The organism is Colwellia sp. 5_MG-2023, assembly GCF_030547795.1.
Taxonomy (GTDB): domain Bacteria; phylum Pseudomonadota; class Gammaproteobacteria; order Enterobacterales; family Alteromonadaceae; genus Colwellia.
The window spans coordinates 1-15,842 of record NZ_JAUOPW010000016.1 but is presented as its reverse complement, the minus strand read 5'-3'; the positions used below and the strand labels follow the sequence as shown (position 1 = coordinate 15,842).

General features: G+C 33.9%; 16 protein-coding genes. 8 read left to right on the top strand and 8 right to left on the bottom strand.

Annotated features, from left to right (window positions below; genetic code table 11):
• From Q4496_RS11485 to Q4496_RS11460, 6 genes are all read left to right on the top strand, one after another.
• Complete coding sequence (locus tag Q4496_RS11485) at nt 1-405, top strand: biopolymer transporter ExbD (protein WP_215972022.1); 405 nt, start codon at nt 1-3, stop codon at nt 403-405.
• A 3-nt stretch (nt 406-408) separates the two neighbouring features.
• Nucleotides 409-1,026, top strand: coding sequence for an energy transducer TonB (locus Q4496_RS11480; RefSeq protein ID WP_215972023.1), 618 nt, complete (start codon nt 409-411; stop codon nt 1,024-1,026).
• A gap of 2 nt (nt 1,027-1,028) precedes the next feature.
• Complete coding sequence (locus Q4496_RS11475) at nt 1,029-2,318, top strand: hypothetical protein (protein ID WP_215972024.1); 1,290 nt, start codon at nt 1,029-1,031, stop codon at nt 2,316-2,318.
• 422 nt (nt 2,319-2,740) lie between these two features.
• Nucleotides 2,741-5,062, top strand: coding sequence for a PKD domain-containing protein (locus Q4496_RS11470; RefSeq protein WP_215972025.1), 2,322 nt, complete (start codon nt 2,741-2,743; stop codon nt 5,060-5,062).
• Nucleotides 5,063-5,241: 179 nt separating this feature from the next.
• Entirely contained in the window at nt 5,242-5,964 is a 723-nt protein-coding gene (locus Q4496_RS17990; protein WP_215972026.1) for a DUF1456 family protein, read from the top strand.
• A gap of 432 nt (nt 5,965-6,396) precedes the next feature.
• Nucleotides 6,397-6,804: a putative zinc-binding protein gene (locus Q4496_RS11460; protein ID WP_215972027.1), complete on the top strand. Its 408-nt coding sequence runs from the start codon at nt 6,397-6,399 to the stop codon at nt 6,802-6,804.
• 65 nt (nt 6,805-6,869) lie between these two features.
• On the opposite strand, the gene Q4496_RS11455 is transcribed toward Q4496_RS11460, so the two are convergent.
• Genes Q4496_RS11455 through Q4496_RS11445 form a run of 3 tightly spaced genes read right to left on the bottom strand, consistent with a single transcriptional unit; the run spans nt 6,870 to nt 9,465 of the window.
• A complete protein-coding gene (locus Q4496_RS11455; RefSeq protein WP_215972028.1) occupies nt 6,870-8,018 on the bottom strand; it encodes a hypothetical protein in 1,149 nt (382 codons plus the stop codon).
• Between the two features lie 47 nt (nt 8,019-8,065).
• Nucleotides 8,066-8,365 (bottom strand): DUF3301 domain-containing protein, encoded by a 300-nt coding sequence (locus Q4496_RS11450; protein WP_215972029.1) that lies wholly within the window; start codon nt 8,363-8,365, stop codon nt 8,066-8,068.
• Between the two features lie 47 nt (nt 8,366-8,412).
• Complete coding sequence (locus Q4496_RS11445; protein ID WP_215972030.1) at nt 8,413-9,465, bottom strand: DUF3549 family protein; 1,053 nt, start codon at nt 9,463-9,465, stop codon at nt 8,413-8,415.
• Between the two features lie 92 nt (nt 9,466-9,557).
• On the opposite strand from Q4496_RS11445, the gene Q4496_RS11440 reads away from it, so the two are divergent.
• The gene (locus tag Q4496_RS11440) at nt 9,558-10,397 is read left to right on the top strand and encodes a pseudouridine synthase (protein ID WP_215972042.1); all 840 of its coding nucleotides are present in this window, start codon (nt 9,558-9,560) and stop codon (nt 10,395-10,397) included.
• A gap of 78 nt (nt 10,398-10,475) precedes the next feature.
• Here Q4496_RS11440 and Q4496_RS11435 read toward each other — a convergent pair whose 3' ends face one another.
• The 4 genes from Q4496_RS11435 to tal form a co-directional block, all read right to left on the bottom strand.
• Nucleotides 10,476-10,865: a hypothetical protein gene (locus tag Q4496_RS11435; protein WP_215972031.1), complete on the bottom strand. Its 390-nt coding sequence runs from the start codon at nt 10,863-10,865 to the stop codon at nt 10,476-10,478.
• Nucleotides 10,866-11,153: 288 nt separating this feature from the next.
• Nucleotides 11,154-11,963, bottom strand: coding sequence for an alpha/beta fold hydrolase (locus Q4496_RS11430; RefSeq protein WP_215972032.1), 810 nt, complete (start codon nt 11,961-11,963; stop codon nt 11,154-11,156).
• Nucleotides 11,964-12,128: 165 nt separating this feature from the next.
• Nucleotides 12,129-12,302 carry a DUF3545 family protein gene (locus Q4496_RS11425; RefSeq protein ID WP_215972033.1) on the bottom strand — a complete coding sequence of 58 codons (174 nt, stop codon included), beginning with the start codon at nt 12,300-12,302 and terminating at the stop codon, nt 12,129-12,131.
• Between the two features lie 157 nt (nt 12,303-12,459).
• A complete protein-coding gene (tal, locus tag Q4496_RS11420; protein ID WP_215972034.1) occupies nt 12,460-13,428 on the bottom strand; it encodes a transaldolase in 969 nt (322 codons plus the stop codon).
• Nucleotides 13,429-13,659: 231 nt separating this feature from the next.
• On the opposite strand from tal, the gene yaaA reads away from it, so the two are divergent.
• A complete protein-coding gene (gene yaaA, locus Q4496_RS11415; RefSeq protein WP_215972035.1) occupies nt 13,660-14,433 on the top strand; it encodes a peroxide stress protein YaaA in 774 nt (257 codons plus the stop codon).
• A 14-nt stretch (nt 14,434-14,447) separates the two neighbouring features.
• Here yaaA and Q4496_RS11410 read toward each other — a convergent pair whose 3' ends face one another.
• Nucleotides 14,448-15,212 carry a hypothetical protein gene (locus Q4496_RS11410; RefSeq protein ID WP_303610475.1) on the bottom strand — a complete coding sequence of 255 codons (765 nt, stop codon included), beginning with the start codon at nt 15,210-15,212 and terminating at the stop codon, nt 14,448-14,450.
• Between the last annotated feature and the right edge of the window lie 630 nt (nt 15,213-15,842).

The window sequence follows — 15,842 nt, the reverse complement described above, 5'->3', positions numbered from 1 at the left end:
ATGGCACGTAAAAAAATTCGTGAGGACGAAGAAGCGGTAATTGATATGACACCGATGCTCGACATCGTATTTATCATGCTGATCTTCTTCATTGTAACCACTTCTTTTGTTAAAGAAGCAGGTATTGAAGTAAACAAACCTAAAGCAGCACAGCAAACTAAGCAGAAAAATGCCAATATCTTTATAGCAATTAAAGATAACGGTGAAATTTGGTTAGATAAAGGCCGTGTTGACATCGAACGTGTTGGTGCAAGGATTGAAAAATTACTTGCTGAACAACCGACCGATGTAATTATTATCCAAGCTGATAAAGACGCTAAACATGGCGTTGTTGTTAAAGTAATGGATGCAATTAAAGAAGCAGGAAGTGATCTTAGAATCTCTATTGCTGCAGCGAAGGGGTAGAGAATGGGACGCTTTTTAGTATCAATACTACTAGGCGCTGTAGTTACCTTTGGTCTATTTGCTTTTATGGCTTTCCTTGTATCTAGCGGTGATAGACACAAGGATGAGGCAAAAGAGAGTATAATCGTAGAAGTGAATACTACACCGCCAGAGTCTTCAGCAGAAACACGTCGTCGTGTTCCGCCACCGCCACCGCCGCCGCCTAAAGCGCCGCCAAAGCAACAGACTCCTGAGCCTGAAGCAAGTAACGACACTGGTGGTTTGCAGTTTAATATGCCAGGATTACAATTATCTGGCGCATCAACAGGCTTATCTGCACCAGGTGCAGGGTTTGGCCGTGACGGTGATGCAACACCAATTGTACGAATAGAGCCTAAATACCCTATTCAAGCAGCTCGTGATGGTAAAGAAGGTTGGGTTAAGCTTTCATTTACAATCAATGAGATTGGTGGTGTTGAAGATGTTACAGTAATTGAAGCTCAACCTAAGCGTGTTTTTGACAGGGAAGCGAAACGTGCACTTAGAAAGTGGAAATACAAGCCAAAAGTTGTTGATGGTAAACCATTAAGACAAGAAGGTTTAACAGTGCAATTAGACTTTAAAATGGACGGAGGGAGTTAATTATGTCGAAACAATTTACCCTTGAAAGTATGTCTTTTAAGAAAGTATCAACTTCTTTAGTTGTTGTTGCTTCTCTATTGATTGCGCAAGTGCCATTTGCTGAAAATGCTAATGCGGCTGCTGCTCAAGAAGAGAAAAAGAAACGTCCTACGCAGCTTGTTGGTCAATCTGTTGGTAAAAAGGTACAAAAAGCTTTTGAGGCTTATACAGCTGATGATATTGATGGTGCTTTAGTTATCTTAAAAGATATTGAAGCCAAACAAGATTATGATAAAGCCTATGTTTCTCGTTTTATTGCTGTTATGTATGCCACTAAAGGTGACCATGAAGAAGAAGCAATAAAATACCTTAAGATGGCTGTAGCTCCTGATATTTTAAATGAAGGAGATCATGGTGAAGCTTTAAAGTTATTGGGTGATTTGCAAATGCAAACCAAAGACTATAAAGGTGCTTTAAGTAATTACTATACTTGGATGGATTTTACCGGTAAAAATGATGGTGACACTTGGGTTAAAATAGCTCAAGCAAATTATGAGTTAAAACAATTGGATAAAATGATTGTTCCTGCTGATAATGCAATCGCCGCATTTGCTGATAAACCTAACCAAAACCCTTATATATTAAAATTAACTTCTTATTATGAGCGTAAAAAATATAAAGAAGCGATTGATGTATTAGAAACGGTAATTTTAATTTTTCCTGAAAATAAAACCTGGTGGACACAATTACCAATGTTTTATTTACTTGTGGAAGATTACCCTAAAGCATTACAAACACTTGATCTAGCTTATAAGCAAGGGTTTCTTGATAAAGAATCTCAGATTAAAACATTAGCAAGTTTATATTCTTCTAATGAATCACCTTATAAAGCTGCTTTATTATTAGAGAAGCATATTGCTTCAGGTTTAGTTAAAAGAGACGACAAGAACATCTCAACTTTAGCTAACGCTTGGCATGCTGCACAACATGTTAGTACTGCTGCCAAATATTATGGTGAGCTAGCTAAGATGACTGGTGAAGCACAGCATTATAGCAAGCAAGGCATGTTGTTGAAGCAAGACGAGCAATTTGCTAAAGCAATCCAGGCTCTAAATAAAGCCATTGATCTAGGTATTAAGAATCAAGGACGCTTGTATATGAGCATAGCTGAATCATATTTTTATCTTGAAAAGTATAAACAAGCTTATGCTGCTATCAATAAAGCTATAAAAGACCCTAAATCGCGTAAAGCGGCTAGTAGTTGGAAAGGCTTCATTGTAGATACAGCTAGACGTAAAAATGTTTCAATCTAATTAATATATTGTAACTTTTAATCAAAAAACCAGTACTCTTTAAAGGGGACTGGTTTTTTTATGTTTAATGATAAGTGCAGCAATAGTAAAAATTTAATTAGATCTTAATAATATAGCTAAATTTTATATAATACTAATGTCGATAATTCATAGTTTATATTGGCAATAGCAAACGGATTAATTAGTCGACCAGTTTAACCCAATCTCTTGTGCATAAGCTTTTTACTCTTTCTATATCCCTTATGAAGTTGTTCCATCCCTTTGAACACTGTTCAACAATATATATTCCTGTGTGGAGATAATTAGAGACGGAAATAATAAAATAAATTGTTACAAATTATTCGACTCACTAAAATAAATATATTATTCTGATTCAGTCTTTTATTCTAACAACAAAAACCGCCCATCCAGAGGAATATATTTTGTCATTTAATAAACTTGTCAATATAAGTAAAGCTTGTGCTTTTGCAATAGCCTGCTTAAGTATTTCTGTTTCAGCGTATGCAGATTCAGATGTTTTTTCAGACACTATTGTCACCATTAACCCAGAAAGTAATATAACTAAGGTTACCACTGAATTGTTAACCTTGAGTAATCAAGTACCGGAAGAGTTTGATGGCTTACCTGAGAACTCTTCTTTATCTCTAATTAAAGATTATCAATTATTTACTGGGCAACATGTTGTTGAATGGGAAGTAACAAACCCAGATATGGACGATACAATAACACTAAAGCAAATCGTTTATGTTACGCCATTTGTTAGTTTACCTGCTACAGGTAAAATTGCACTAGAATCACCAGTAATTGATGGGGTTGCTACTTCAACATTTGATGTTATCCCCAATTTATCAACCACCAATATTAATCAAGACGAAGATATTATTATTACTTTTAAATTGAGTGGTACAGCCCTAACCAATAAGCTTGAAAACATATTAATAAATAATCATGGTGGTTACGATCCGGATGAAAAAACATTAACTATCGAGTTATCTATTAACAGTGACACAAGTAAAGTGGATGCACGTGATTTTAAATTCACTATGCAAAGTTATCTATCTCCATTACGGACATCTAAAGAAGCTAAAACCTCTGAATATGATTTTTATAATTTTAATGATATAACCGGTTGGGAAGATGGCGATATATTGAATGTAGAAATTGTTGAGATTATCAATGGTGCTATTGACAATGAAAATACAACAACAACTTTCACCATAACGGATGAAAATTTACCACCTGTTATTTTAGACTTTTATGCCTATACACCACAATGTTATGAACGCCCTGTGTCAGCTGTAGAATCGGACAAATCAGCGAAGGTAACCTGTGCTCAACAAAGTAGTAGAGATGTCGTTTTTAATGAAAACGAATCGGAAAATATAGTGGTTTTTATAGAAGGTTATGACCCTAACGGGGATAGCGTTAAGTTTGATATTTTGTTTAATGATAGTAACTCGGTAGGCTACCAAAATGAAGATAATTCGAGTACCTACTTCAACAATTATCATTACGTTAACCTTAGCGAGTATGGTAATGTGATTAACGTTGCGGCTAAACTTGAAGAAGAGAATAGAACTGACCCTCTAACAGCGATTTCAGGCCTTACTTTATATATAAGTACTCAAAATGATGATGTTATTTTAGATAGCGATAAAGATTCTGATGGCGATGGTATTAATGATTCTGCTGAAGGTGTTACTGATAGCGATGGCGATGGTATACCTAATTATTTAGATAATTCATCAGACCGTTCTACTTTAGCTCTTGTACTAGGCGAAGAGCCGATGAGAACTGAACCTGGTATACAGTTAAGCTTAGGTCCTATTAATTCTTTAGCGCTTGGGCAAGAAGCAAGTGGGGCGGCAGTGAATCCGAATGACCTCACTGACTATTTAGACAATGGTCAGCCAGTTGATCCTGATGATATTACTGATGAAGTTGGGATTGAGGAAAATTTGGATCTTTCGACTGGTTTTCTATTTATTGAGTTTATTGCGTCGAACTTAGCTCAAGCAGGAGACTCTGTTGCTGTTGTTGTGCCATTACCAGAAAGTAGTAAAATCCCTGTTAATGCCATTTATGCAAAATTTTTAACCCCTCGAAGTATTTATAATGATTTTATATTTAAATCTTTTGAAGTTGATGCTTATAATGAAATTCATTCTGCAGCACGTATAGACTCTATATGTCCTAGTTATTATGATACAAGCTGGAAAAAGGGCCTAACACAAGGACACGAATGTATTCGTTTAATTATTGAAGATGGTGGACCTAACGACGCTGACGGAGTAGCGAATAAACAGGTTGAAGATCCAGGCCTTTTGGCTGCATTAGCTAACACTGCACCGTTAGCAAGAGCTGTTGCAACTTTAGTACTTCTTAATGGCGGGGAGGAAGGTAAAATTGATGGTTCATCATCGTTTGATAGTGACGGCGACGCACTTACTTATACTTGGACGCAAATAGAAGGGCCAACATTAACAATTAAATCCGAAGGTAGTATATTAAGCTTTACAGCGCCTGTAGTTAACGCCTTAACGCGTGTAAGCGTACAATTAACCGTTAACGATGGTACTGTTGACAGTAATACGACTGTTGTTTCTTTTTATATTGAAGCTGGAGAGGCAGAAGCTATTGATGATAGCACTACGAATACATCAGGCGGTGGTGGATCTTTCACCTTGTTCGGATTATTCGCTTTATTGATGATTGTAGTAAGAAGAAAAGTATCGATTAATTAATGTGTTAACATTTTTCGTTAATTTAAATAAATGCCATTCATTGAAAGTGAGTGGCATTTTTTAATTGTAATGATTATCCCCCTAAGTTTAATAAATTCCATTATTTTATTAGTAGCTTAAAACTGCTAAAATAGATTTATCTCATACTGTGTATTCACACTTTTTTATTAGGAAATACTTTGAACAATAATGATGTTCTTCGCCGGTTACGCTACACTTTTAACTATAATGACAAACAGATGATAGCGATTTTCTCATCAGCAGGATTGATGGTTACTAGAGAGCAAGTAAGCCAATGGTTAAAAAAAGATAATGATGCTGATTTTGTAAGCTGTCAAGATGTCGAATTAGCTTCATTTCTAAATGGATTTATTAATGAAAAACGCGGTAAAAGAGAAGGGGCTCCAGCAACACCTGAGAAACGTTTAACAAATAATATTGTTCTTACTAAATTAAAAATCGCTCTTAATTTAAAAGCGGAAGAATTGATTGAATTATTAGCAAGTGTTGATTTTCGCTTAAATAAACCTGAGTTAAGTGCTTTTTCAAGAAGAGTTGATCATCAACATTACAGAGAGTGTAAAGATCAAGTTTTACGTAATTTATTACAAGCTATTGATAAGAAGCATCATGTTGCTAGAACAAGTAAAATTGAAAATAATAGTGCTGATAAGAATACACCTTTAGGCGGTAAGTCTCAAAAGAATAAGTCACATAATAGCAACACCCCAAATAATAACTTTAAAGCTAAAAATCAAAACAATGAAACATGGGTTGATGGTGCAAGACCGAATGCTAGTGCAATATATGAAAACCCTAATAGTAAAACAGATCAAGCAAAGCCTTCTCGTAAAGTATTAAAGTTAAAACCAGAAGATATTTACAAACAATCTAAGAAGTAAGCATATCTTTATAATATCCCAATATTATGTAAGTTACGGTTTCAATAGAGTGAATTAAACCATAAATAAGGCTATATCTAACCGATTAGCCTTTAAAAGTTAACTTAATATATAAATCCCATAGTCATCAAGTTATATAAGTACATAGCGCGCTTAGGGAGCATCATAACGTTTCTTCTTAAACTTTTTAATACTTGTTGAGTAGTTAGTGGTAAGTCACCTCTATTTATTAAAGTTAAAAAGACCAATTTAAAGTATCTTAAATCGAGAACAGGTCAAATAGATTAATTCATAGTTGATTGCTCTAAAGGTTGATATAAATCAAAACCAACTTTTTCGGCCTTGTTAGAATCAGAAAGTCGCGTTTTATATGGTGTTTAGACTCAGTTATATAATAACCGCTATCTATTCCTAAGCAAGGAGATTAGTTCCATGTCAGATAATCCAAAAAAAAATCCAACAATAAAACAAGGAAAACCAATAGTATATGCCTGCTCTGGGTGTTCTAATTTAGCCGAAATGGCTCATAATATATCGTTAAACCTTGATGATGATGGTATTGCCGAGATGTCGTGTGTTTCAGGTGTTGTCGGAAAAGTTATTCCTATGATGGAGCTGGCAAATTCTGGTCGCCCAATTATTGCTATTGATGGTTGTGATTTATCTTGTACAAAAGCATGTCTTGAATTGAGTGGTTTACATGCAGATTACTATTATCAAATTAGTGATTTAGGCTTTGAAAAACGCAGTAAATTAGATGACTCATTGACAGATAATGCTATTGCAATAAAAAGTATCTATGAGCAATTATTTGATAATGGAATAGGCTTTCAGCTTTAAATGAGCGCTAAAAGCCCCTTTTAGCAACAACACACAATACGGTGTTCTTAATTAATTGTTCTAATTTAGTATTCAACCCAGTGTGAATACTGGTTATTTGTTCCTAATGCTGCTTGACTGCCTTTTAATGAAAAATTATAACCACATAAAGTGAAGTTGCCACGAAATGCTAAAGCCTGAATAAGCTCTTGACTATCAAGAGGGGAAAAACTAGCAAAATAGTTAGAATTAATCCCATTACTCTCTTCCACTTTCACTGACAATGTACGTATTGGCTTTCCTTTATTAAAGCTAATTTCTTTACAGCTTTCATCTCCTTGTGCTGTTAATTGTGACCATAAAAGTGAATTTTCAACTTCATCAGCTTGCCAATTAATACTAATGCCAGAGTGCTCCGATAAATATAAGGTATAGTTATCGGGCATAGGAAGAGGGTGACTTCTTAAAATAGAAGGCAAAACACTAACTTGCTCTTTATTGTTATTTTGATTTATTAATGTTTCGTCCGCAGAGTCTAAGTAATGAATTAGCCATGAAGTACTAACACCAATTAAGGTTATGCCGATGATAGCCACTATAATTAATTGTGCTTTTCTATTGTTTAATAGGTTTAAGCGAATCAATTCACCAATATCAGTTTGCTTATTAGCTTGTCTATGATGAGAATAATTATCATCTTCAATTTTATCTGTTTGATTATACTCTTGACTACTATCATTATGGGTTTGTGAGTAATAATTGTTAGATGAAGTATCACTAACAAGTGTAGGTTCAATGCGATATTGTGATTGTGCACTCTTGTGGCTATTTTGTCGATATTCATTCATATCAACTGGGCCATAGTAACCCAATATATAGCTATGTTTGTTAGTGCTTTGATAAGTCAATAATACCGCAGAGCAAAGAGTTGGAAGAATGAGTAAATAATAACTGCTGCTCTGCTGAGATATGATAATAATGATGCCTACTAATAAAAAAGTTAAGCAGGGGGCCAATAACCACTTTTTATTGAGTTTCGCATCATGTAAGCGTCGCAGGCTTGTTAACCCAAGTATTAGAGAAAACATTACCAACAATATTAGCGGTATAATAATACTATTGCTAAAAGCAGATACTAGCATGACAAATAAAACATACACACCAATAGAAATAGTAAAAAAACGTGTTCTATTATCAAGACCGTGTAAACAAAAAAGTGACTTTAAAAACTGCACTATACCTTCCTATATAATTAGAGTTGGAATTGAAATAATTGATTTTATTAAACTCGATAAGGAGGAACATCAACATTATCTAATTTTAATCCATATAAACTCAATGTAGCATGATTACTGGACTCACCGTCGCCGCTAAACTCTATATCAAATAAGCTAAACCACACAAGACCATGTTTCTTATTAAATGTTAACCGGCTTGAACGTCTGGCAATAGCAATAAATTGTAACTGGCTTTGTTCACAATACCGAGTAGCATGAATAAGGGCGGCTTCAGCGACTTTTCTTAGGTAAATAAAGTACCAAAAAATTAAGCAGACAACTAATAAGTAGTAAATATTTTCCATAGTGTGTAGATATACCTTAAATCGTAAAGCCGAATAAATTGCTTTATTTAGTTAAATAGTTGGCCAATTGCTTGCGATAATGCATTGCTTCTATTGGGTGAACGCATACATTCAAAAACAATGGGACGAATTGATGGTATTGCAACCAAGTCTTTAAATATACTATTGAATAGAGCTTGATCTTCACATGCAATAAGGTGCTCAAAATAAGTAATCAACATCTTAGCGTCTGCAAGTACAGTCCAACAACGACCAGAAAGTGTAATTAATAGCTCAGCAGCGATTTTATCTTGTGCTAGCAGCATATTAATAAATTGTTCAACGTGAATATGGTGGCAATTACTCGCTAAACTACGAAGTAAATGTTGTTGTGTTTGAAGGAGGTTATCATTATTTTCGTTATTCTCTTTCATTAATGCTATGTTTTTTTCTAGTAAACTTATTAAAGTATTCAGTAATGCTGCAGGTAGACTTTCATTTTCTAATGCTCCACATAATGGAAATAATACTTCGGTAGGAAGGTGAGGTAGAGCATTTATCAGTTTTTCGCTGTTCTCTTTCTCATTTATACGCACGGCAAAGTCGGTAATACCCTGAACACCTACTACTTGCCAATTATCCCAACCAGATTCACCTGAAAGGTAAGTTAAAAATGGCGATAAATATTCACTCGGTGTTTGTTTTAGTTCAAAATTAATTTTACTGTTTAATGTAGCTAATTTGTACTGTGCAGGAGTATACAAGTAAGGATTACTTTTTAATAACTCTTCTTGTTTCTCATTAGCATCTTGCATTAAATTACTACCAAGAGCTTCAATGATAATAGCAATAAAATGGTTTCTTGCTCCTTGATTTAGTAATCCACGTTCATCAAGAGGAAATTTTAATAGCCATAAATATGGTTGAGGTGATTTTTTCTGCCAAAAAGCAATAGCAATACAAGCATGACCTTGTAAAGGCGTTGGGTATGGTATTTGATTTAGTTCTATTTTTTCAAATTGTTCTTTTGAGATTTTTTCTATTTTTCGACCAATATCATAAAGACGAAACTGAGAGTTCGATGAATGCAAAAGCTGTGAAATAGTATCTATAGTATTCATAAGGAGAATTAGTAAGCCAAAGTAAAGAAGGATTGAGTCTGCTCGCCATTATAGAGATAATGCGTTTATCTAGCAAAATTTAAAATGTGACTATGCCTTTACAACTTAATAAGCCAATTTCTGAAATAAGCGATCAAAAACCTGTTTTAACTATTCTATACCAAGATGAATATCTTATTGCCGTTGATAAACCTGCAGGGTTATTTGTACATCGTAGTTTTATGGACAAGAATGAAATCTATTTTGCTTTGCAGTTAGTTCGAGATCAAATAGGTAAATACGTTTATCCTGTACACCGATTAGATAGACCGACATCTGGTGTTTTGTTGTTTGCTTTAACGCAAGAGGTAGCTCAAAAAATGAATGAAGCTTTTGCTAGTAAATCAAATGAAGTGAACATTCGGGAAAATAGTACACAAGAGGCATATACCAATACAGAGTTAACAAAAACTTATTTTGCTTTAGTACGTGGGCACTTAGCAATGTTTGAGCACGATACCTTGATAGATCATGCGCTTAAGGAAAAACTAGATAAAATTGGTGATAAAAATGTTAGACGAGATAAACCCGCGCAATTGGCACAAACTAATTATCGCGTAATAAAGCAAGCAAGTTTACCAATTTCATTGGGGAAGTTTGATAGTGTTCGGTATTCTTTAGTAAGGTTAACACCAATTACAGGGCGTAGACATCAAATTCGACGTCACCTTGCACACTTACGTCATCCTATTATTGGTGATATAAATTACGGAGATAATAAGCAAAACCCGTTTTTTACGAATCACTTTGGTTTTAAGCGTTTAATGCTTATCGCTAAGTCATTAAGTTTTCTTCATCCTATTACTCATGAGAAAGTAATAATTAATGCTGCCTTCGATCAGCAATGGCAGTACCTTTTTAATACACTCGATTGGTCAGATGACATAAGTTAGATGGCTGCGATGTTATTTTATATATCACAGATTCTTTAACTGATTTTAATAGATGTCAAAATTGAAGTAGCTGCAGTTTTAGTTGGGGGCACTAATATTAATAGCATTAATATCTTGTGATATAAGCTGAGTATAGATATTTTCAGTTCTAACATTCGTTGTATCTGAATTTTTATCACCTCTTATTTTAACGGTATAATTCGAAAAATAAGGGCCATAACTAGCTCTTTCTTGCTTTAAGGCTAATATCATTGCTTGATCTTCTGGAATAGGTCTATTCAAAACCGACATCATTAACTCGTGATCAGAGCTTATTGATTTTTTGTTTGTACTTTTATTGATAGGTGTAAATTGGGTATGAGAAAAGTGCTTATTCATACGACTATTGTCATAACGATTGTCTGCAAAATTATTATTATTTACATTTTCCGTGGTACTACACGCAAATAAAAATAAGCACAAAAGCATACAAGTACTACTTTTAATAGTGCGTAAACTCAAACAGGGTAAACTTAAATAGTACATAACAAACCTTCACAGCAAAATAATCTCTATAACTATGTAAAGGCAAGTGTTATGCCAACTGAATTTTTGACACGGGAGCTCTATATTTTTTATATTTTAAGTTGTTGAAATAAAATAATAAAAAAAGTGTTTTTTTTGAGGCATAAGAGAGTTATTCTAAATAAAATCACTCTCTATAATAGGAGGGAAGTGCTAGCGTCAATTTTTTGATGTGTTAATTGCTTAGCTAAATTATTCTACTTTATTCATATCTATAATGCTTTTGATTAGGTTCGCTGTATTTTCAGGTTGTTCCAAGGGGAACATATGGCTTCCGGGAGTTGTGATTACATTAATACTTTTATTTAATTTAGCAAATTTCTTGAAGAATATATGAGGACATACATCTGTTTTCTCTGCGTATATTAATGTAGCAGGGATGTTAAGCTTGTTTTTATAACTCGATAAGTTATCTGCCAAATTTCTGAAAATATCAGTTTCTACTTGGGCTGAGAAAGCTAATTCTAATTGACCATTTCGTTCAACAATGCCATGTTTAACATAGTCGTTTAAGCAGCGTTCATCAAAATTTTTAAATAATCTTTTACTTGAGAATAACTTTGCAACATCGGTATCTAATGGCCAATGTGTTCTTCTTATTTTGGATTTACCCGAAGGGCTATACTTGTCAATAAAACGAGTATTCTTAACAAGTTTCATTCCTAAAGCGGTAGCGCCGGTTATTACAGGTGGATCTAACATAATTAAGCCTTTGAATAAGGCTGGTTGTTGGCAAGCTGCAATGAAAGCAATGACTCCACCAAATGAATGACCTACATTGAATACTTGTTCTTGATTATGTAAGGCTAATTGCTGTTTCACAAAGTTAATCAGTTCATCCACTAAGGGTTGCCAGTTATTTTCAACGGGATATCTTTCATCATGACCATATTTTTCATGTGATATGATTTGATATTCTGTTGGTAAATAATTAAATAGTGTTTGGTAGCTGCCGGCAGGAAAGCCATTCGCATGAACAAAGTTAATAAGTGTTTTTGACATATTACTGTAACTAGCCGTTTTTAATAATAAACTATTAAGAAGTTAAACGCTTGTTTGAATATTGTCAATCATCATTTTGATAGGAAACTACTTGTTGTAGAATTAAATGTTAAAAACCTGACTAAGTCAGGTTTTGATATTAAACAATTTTAATAGAAAATTTAGCTAAAACTCTTCTAACATATACTCCAGAGAGTCCTCATATATTAGTAATTCTTTTTCGAGTTGGAATTTATCTCTTAATTGTTCAATTTCTCGCCACTTCCTTTTATTTGTCGCTACATTTTTTCCTTTTGCAGGTTGACTAACTGATGCTAAAACTTGGTTTAAATTATCCATAAAAGTACCCCTTAATAGATTTTCTTTAAAAACATAGATCAATTGCATCTTTTTAATATCATACTTTTTAAGTGCTTAAAATAAAAAATGCACATTTTTTAATAAAAATGTGCATTTTAAATAGTCGTATCGGTTGATTTTACATCATTGATTCTTTTTATAGCATTTGTGCTAATTGTTTTTCAAGCTTCACTTGATCAATAGCAAAATTACGAATCCCTTCACTTAGCTTTTCAGTCGCCATTGCATCATCATTCATTTGCCAGCGCCATTCTTGTTCAGTTAATGGTGTTTCAGTAGATCCTGTATCATTAATGTTGTTAGCACTAAGTTTCTGTTCAACAGGTGCATTGTTGTTGGCTAATTCATCCATCAATTGAGGACTAATAGTTAACCTATCACAACCAGCAAGTGCTAAAATTTCCCCCGTATTTCTAAAACTCGCGCCCATAACAACAGTGTTATAACCTTTACTCTTGTAATAATTATAAATATCAGTAACAGAAATAACCCCTGGATCTTCATCACTAGGGTATTCAGTGCGACCAGTATCTTTTTTAAACCAATCAAGTATACGACCAACAAAAGGTGATATCAGATAAACACCGGCTTCCGCGCAAGCTCTTGCTTGTGCAAAACTAAAGAGTAATGTTAGGTTACAATTAATGCCTTCTTTTTCAAGCTGCTCCGCGGCTTTAATGCCTTCCCATGTTGAAGCTAGCTTGATCAGAATACGATCATTACTCACACCTGCTTCATTGTACATTGCTATTAATTTGTGAGCTTTAGCAATAGAGGCCTTTGTATCAAAAGATAATCGAGCATCTACTTCAGTGGAGATACGGCCAGGGACTGTTTTTAAAATTTCTAGACCAATTAATACTGATAACCTATCTGCTGCATCAATAACTTGCTGATTTTTATCATTAGATTGCTCTTTTGCCCAAATAACAGAATCAGATAATAAATTTTTATATAATGGTAATGCAGCTGCTTTTAATAATAATGATGGATTAGTAGTAGCGTCTTGTGGTTGAAATTTAGCTATAGCTTCAATATCACCAGTATCGGCAACGACAGTGGTCATTTGCTTTAATTGTTCAAGTTGAGAAGATAAGTTTGTCATGAATACGACCTATAGGTTGCTAAAATTAATTAATGGATTTGTATGATTAAATGTTACTACATAAATTCTGTTAATGTACCCCTTTACGGTGTAAATACTTAGCAAATATTCAATTGTTACTGATTTTCATACTGATCCTATTATATATTGTAATTGCTCCTTCTTACTTGAATTAAAGCTATGTTATCATTTGCTTTAATATGTTTATAAAATAATCGAAACGGAAATGTTATGCTAATCATTGTTTCTCCTGCAAAAAAATTAGATTTTGAATCCCCTTTAGCAACCACTAAAACGAGTCAACCAAGCCTACTTGAGCATAGCGAACTATTAATTGAGCGTTGTGTTAAGTTATCTTCAGATCAAATAGCCTCATTGATGAAGTTAAGTGATAAATTGGCAGGGTTGAATGCCGCAAGGTTTGGTGAATGGTCCCAACCCTTTACTACTGAGAATGCACGCCAAGCGGTCTTAGCTTTTAATGGCGATGTTTATAGTGGTCTTGATGCTCCTTCGTTTAGTGATGCTGACTTTGATTTTTCACAGAAACATTTACGAATATTATCGGGCCTGTATGGATTATTAAAACCATTAGATTTAATGCAAGCATATCGATTAGAGATGGGAACCAAACTTGATAATTGTCGCGGTAGCAACTTGTATCAGTTTTGGGGAAATATAATCACAGATGAGTTAAATGAAGTTTTAGCAGAGCAAAATAGTGATATTTTAATTAACTTAGCTTCTAATGAATATTTTAAAGTTGTTAATAAAAAACTATTAAATGCAAAGATCATCACTCCACAGTTTAAAGATTGGAAGAATGATCAATATAAAATTATTAGCTTTTATGCGAAAAAGGCGAGAGGTTTAATGGCTCGTTATATTATTCAAAATCAAATCACAGACGTTGAACAGCTAAAGAGCTTTGATTTAGCCGGATATCAATACAGTAGTGATTTGACTCAAGGTAATGATTTAGTGTTTACAAGAAAGTCAGTATAAAATTATTTATAGCCTTATTCTTCATTTGCTTTAGCTATATCTGCTTCCAATGCACCACCAGCAATTGCAGCAGCGGTTGCTGATTCTTGAGAGATCCCCGATTTTACTGCTGTTGATATAATTTCACGTGCTTTATTGCCACTAGATGAATTTACAGCAATACTAACAACCTCAGTATTATCGGGTGAAATCCTTAACGTGTCTCTAACAATACTAACCACTTGTTCGGGTAAGGCTTTAATTGCTACAGCAAGAATATCCAATATTTTTTCAGGGTAACTTTGCATTGTTGAGTCTACAATATGTTTAGCCATTATTGGCTCTGTAGTTATAGCAACACGGACAATATTTTCTAGTTTAGAAGGTTTATGTGAAACCGCTGCATTGACTATTTCAACAGCATAGGCAGGCTCTTCTGTCATTGCAAAGCTTATAATATCTTCAATGCTAGCAACATTAGATCTTAATATAATATCAATAACATCACTCGTTAATGCCGGCTCTGCTCTTATAGCACCACATATAATTTGTTCGTATTCTTGAGGATATTTCGCTACAGCTATTTTCAAGACTGAAGCTATTTGTTCTGGATAACTCCTAAGTAAAGCATTAACACTTCTTTCGACAGCCATTTCAGAATTAATCTGACGGTGGATAAGTTGATCAAACATCGTTGATAAAACTGCTATTTGTCGAGTTTGCTTTAAACTATATGCAGTACTATTAGCAGCAAATGAAAAAAGAAAACCAATTAAACATAACAGAGGTAGTAACTTCATAGTGGGGTTCCAATTGATTAATAAAAATTTCTCATATTGTTCCATCAACTTATATAAGCGAGAATACATTCAATGACACAAGTAAAAATAGTGTGATTGATATCTATAAAAGCCCAAAAGTAGCAGGAAGTCCATACTTTAGTCTAATAAAAATGCATTTAGTTCAATATATCTTCGAACGAATAAAAGTTTAAAGAAAAGTCTTGACCCTTTTTTAAAAATCTCTACAATGCGCTGCAGTTCCAAGGGGTTCAGGCAAAACGAATCATCAACGGGCTGTTTTAATAAGTTATCTACTTTCATTTAATGCTAAATAGTTAACTTAACGTTTATTTTTGATTTAAGTAATGAAGTGTTTAAGAGTTTGCAAAAACTTTTAAAAATATCAAAATAAAATGTTGACATTAAAACTCGGAAGCGTATGATACGCATCCTGCTTCGGGGCAACAGCAGCGAGCAACACGGGTTAAGCTAGAAAACAGTTCAGCTTAATTTGTTAGGTGAAGAGCGAATGCGACTCTCATCTATATCGATTAACCTAGTTACTCGATATCTTCTTTAACAATTAGTTATCATGCAATTTGTGTGAATACTCACATTAACTTGTTTTTACATAGTTCTTCTTTCTTA

Excerpts from the sequence above, each read along its gene's own strand:
- Q4496_RS11485 (WP_215972022.1), top strand. The coding sequence starts at position 1 with ATGGCACGTAAAAAAATTCGTGAGGACGAAGAAGCGGTAATTGATATG.
- Q4496_RS11480 (WP_215972023.1), top strand. The coding sequence starts at position 409 with ATGGGACGCTTTTTAGTATCAATACTACTAGGCGCTGTAGTTACCTTT.
- Q4496_RS11475 (WP_215972024.1), top strand. The coding sequence starts at position 1,029 with ATGTCGAAACAATTTACCCTTGAAAGTATGTCTTTTAAGAAAGTATCA.
- Q4496_RS11460 (WP_215972027.1), top strand. The coding sequence starts at position 6,397 with ATGTCAGATAATCCAAAAAAAAATCCAACAATAAAACAAGGAAAACCA.
- Q4496_RS11450 (WP_215972029.1), bottom strand. The coding sequence starts at position 8,365 with ATGGAAAATATTTACTACTTATTAGTTGTCTGCTTAATTTTTTGGTAC.
- Q4496_RS11445 (WP_215972030.1), bottom strand. The coding sequence starts at position 9,465 with ATGAATACTATAGATACTATTTCACAGCTTTTGCATTCATCGAACTCT.
- Q4496_RS11440 (WP_215972042.1), top strand. The coding sequence starts at position 9,558 with ATGCCTTTACAACTTAATAAGCCAATTTCTGAAATAAGCGATCAAAAA.
- Q4496_RS11435 (WP_215972031.1), bottom strand. The coding sequence starts at position 10,865 with ATGCTTTTGTGCTTATTTTTATTTGCGTGTAGTACCACGGAAAATGTA.
- Q4496_RS11430 (WP_215972032.1), bottom strand. The coding sequence starts at position 11,963 with ATGTCAAAAACACTTATTAACTTTGTTCATGCGAATGGCTTTCCTGCC.
- Q4496_RS11425 (WP_215972033.1), bottom strand. The coding sequence starts at position 12,302 with ATGGATAATTTAAACCAAGTTTTAGCATCAGTTAGTCAACCTGCAAAA.
- tal (WP_215972034.1), bottom strand. The coding sequence starts at position 13,428 with ATGACAAACTTATCTTCTCAACTTGAACAATTAAAGCAAATGACCACT.
- yaaA (WP_215972035.1), top strand. The coding sequence starts at position 13,660 with ATGCTAATCATTGTTTCTCCTGCAAAAAAATTAGATTTTGAATCCCCT.
- Q4496_RS11410 (WP_303610475.1), bottom strand. The coding sequence starts at position 15,212 with ATGAAGTTACTACCTCTGTTATGTTTAATTGGTTTTCTTTTTTCATTT.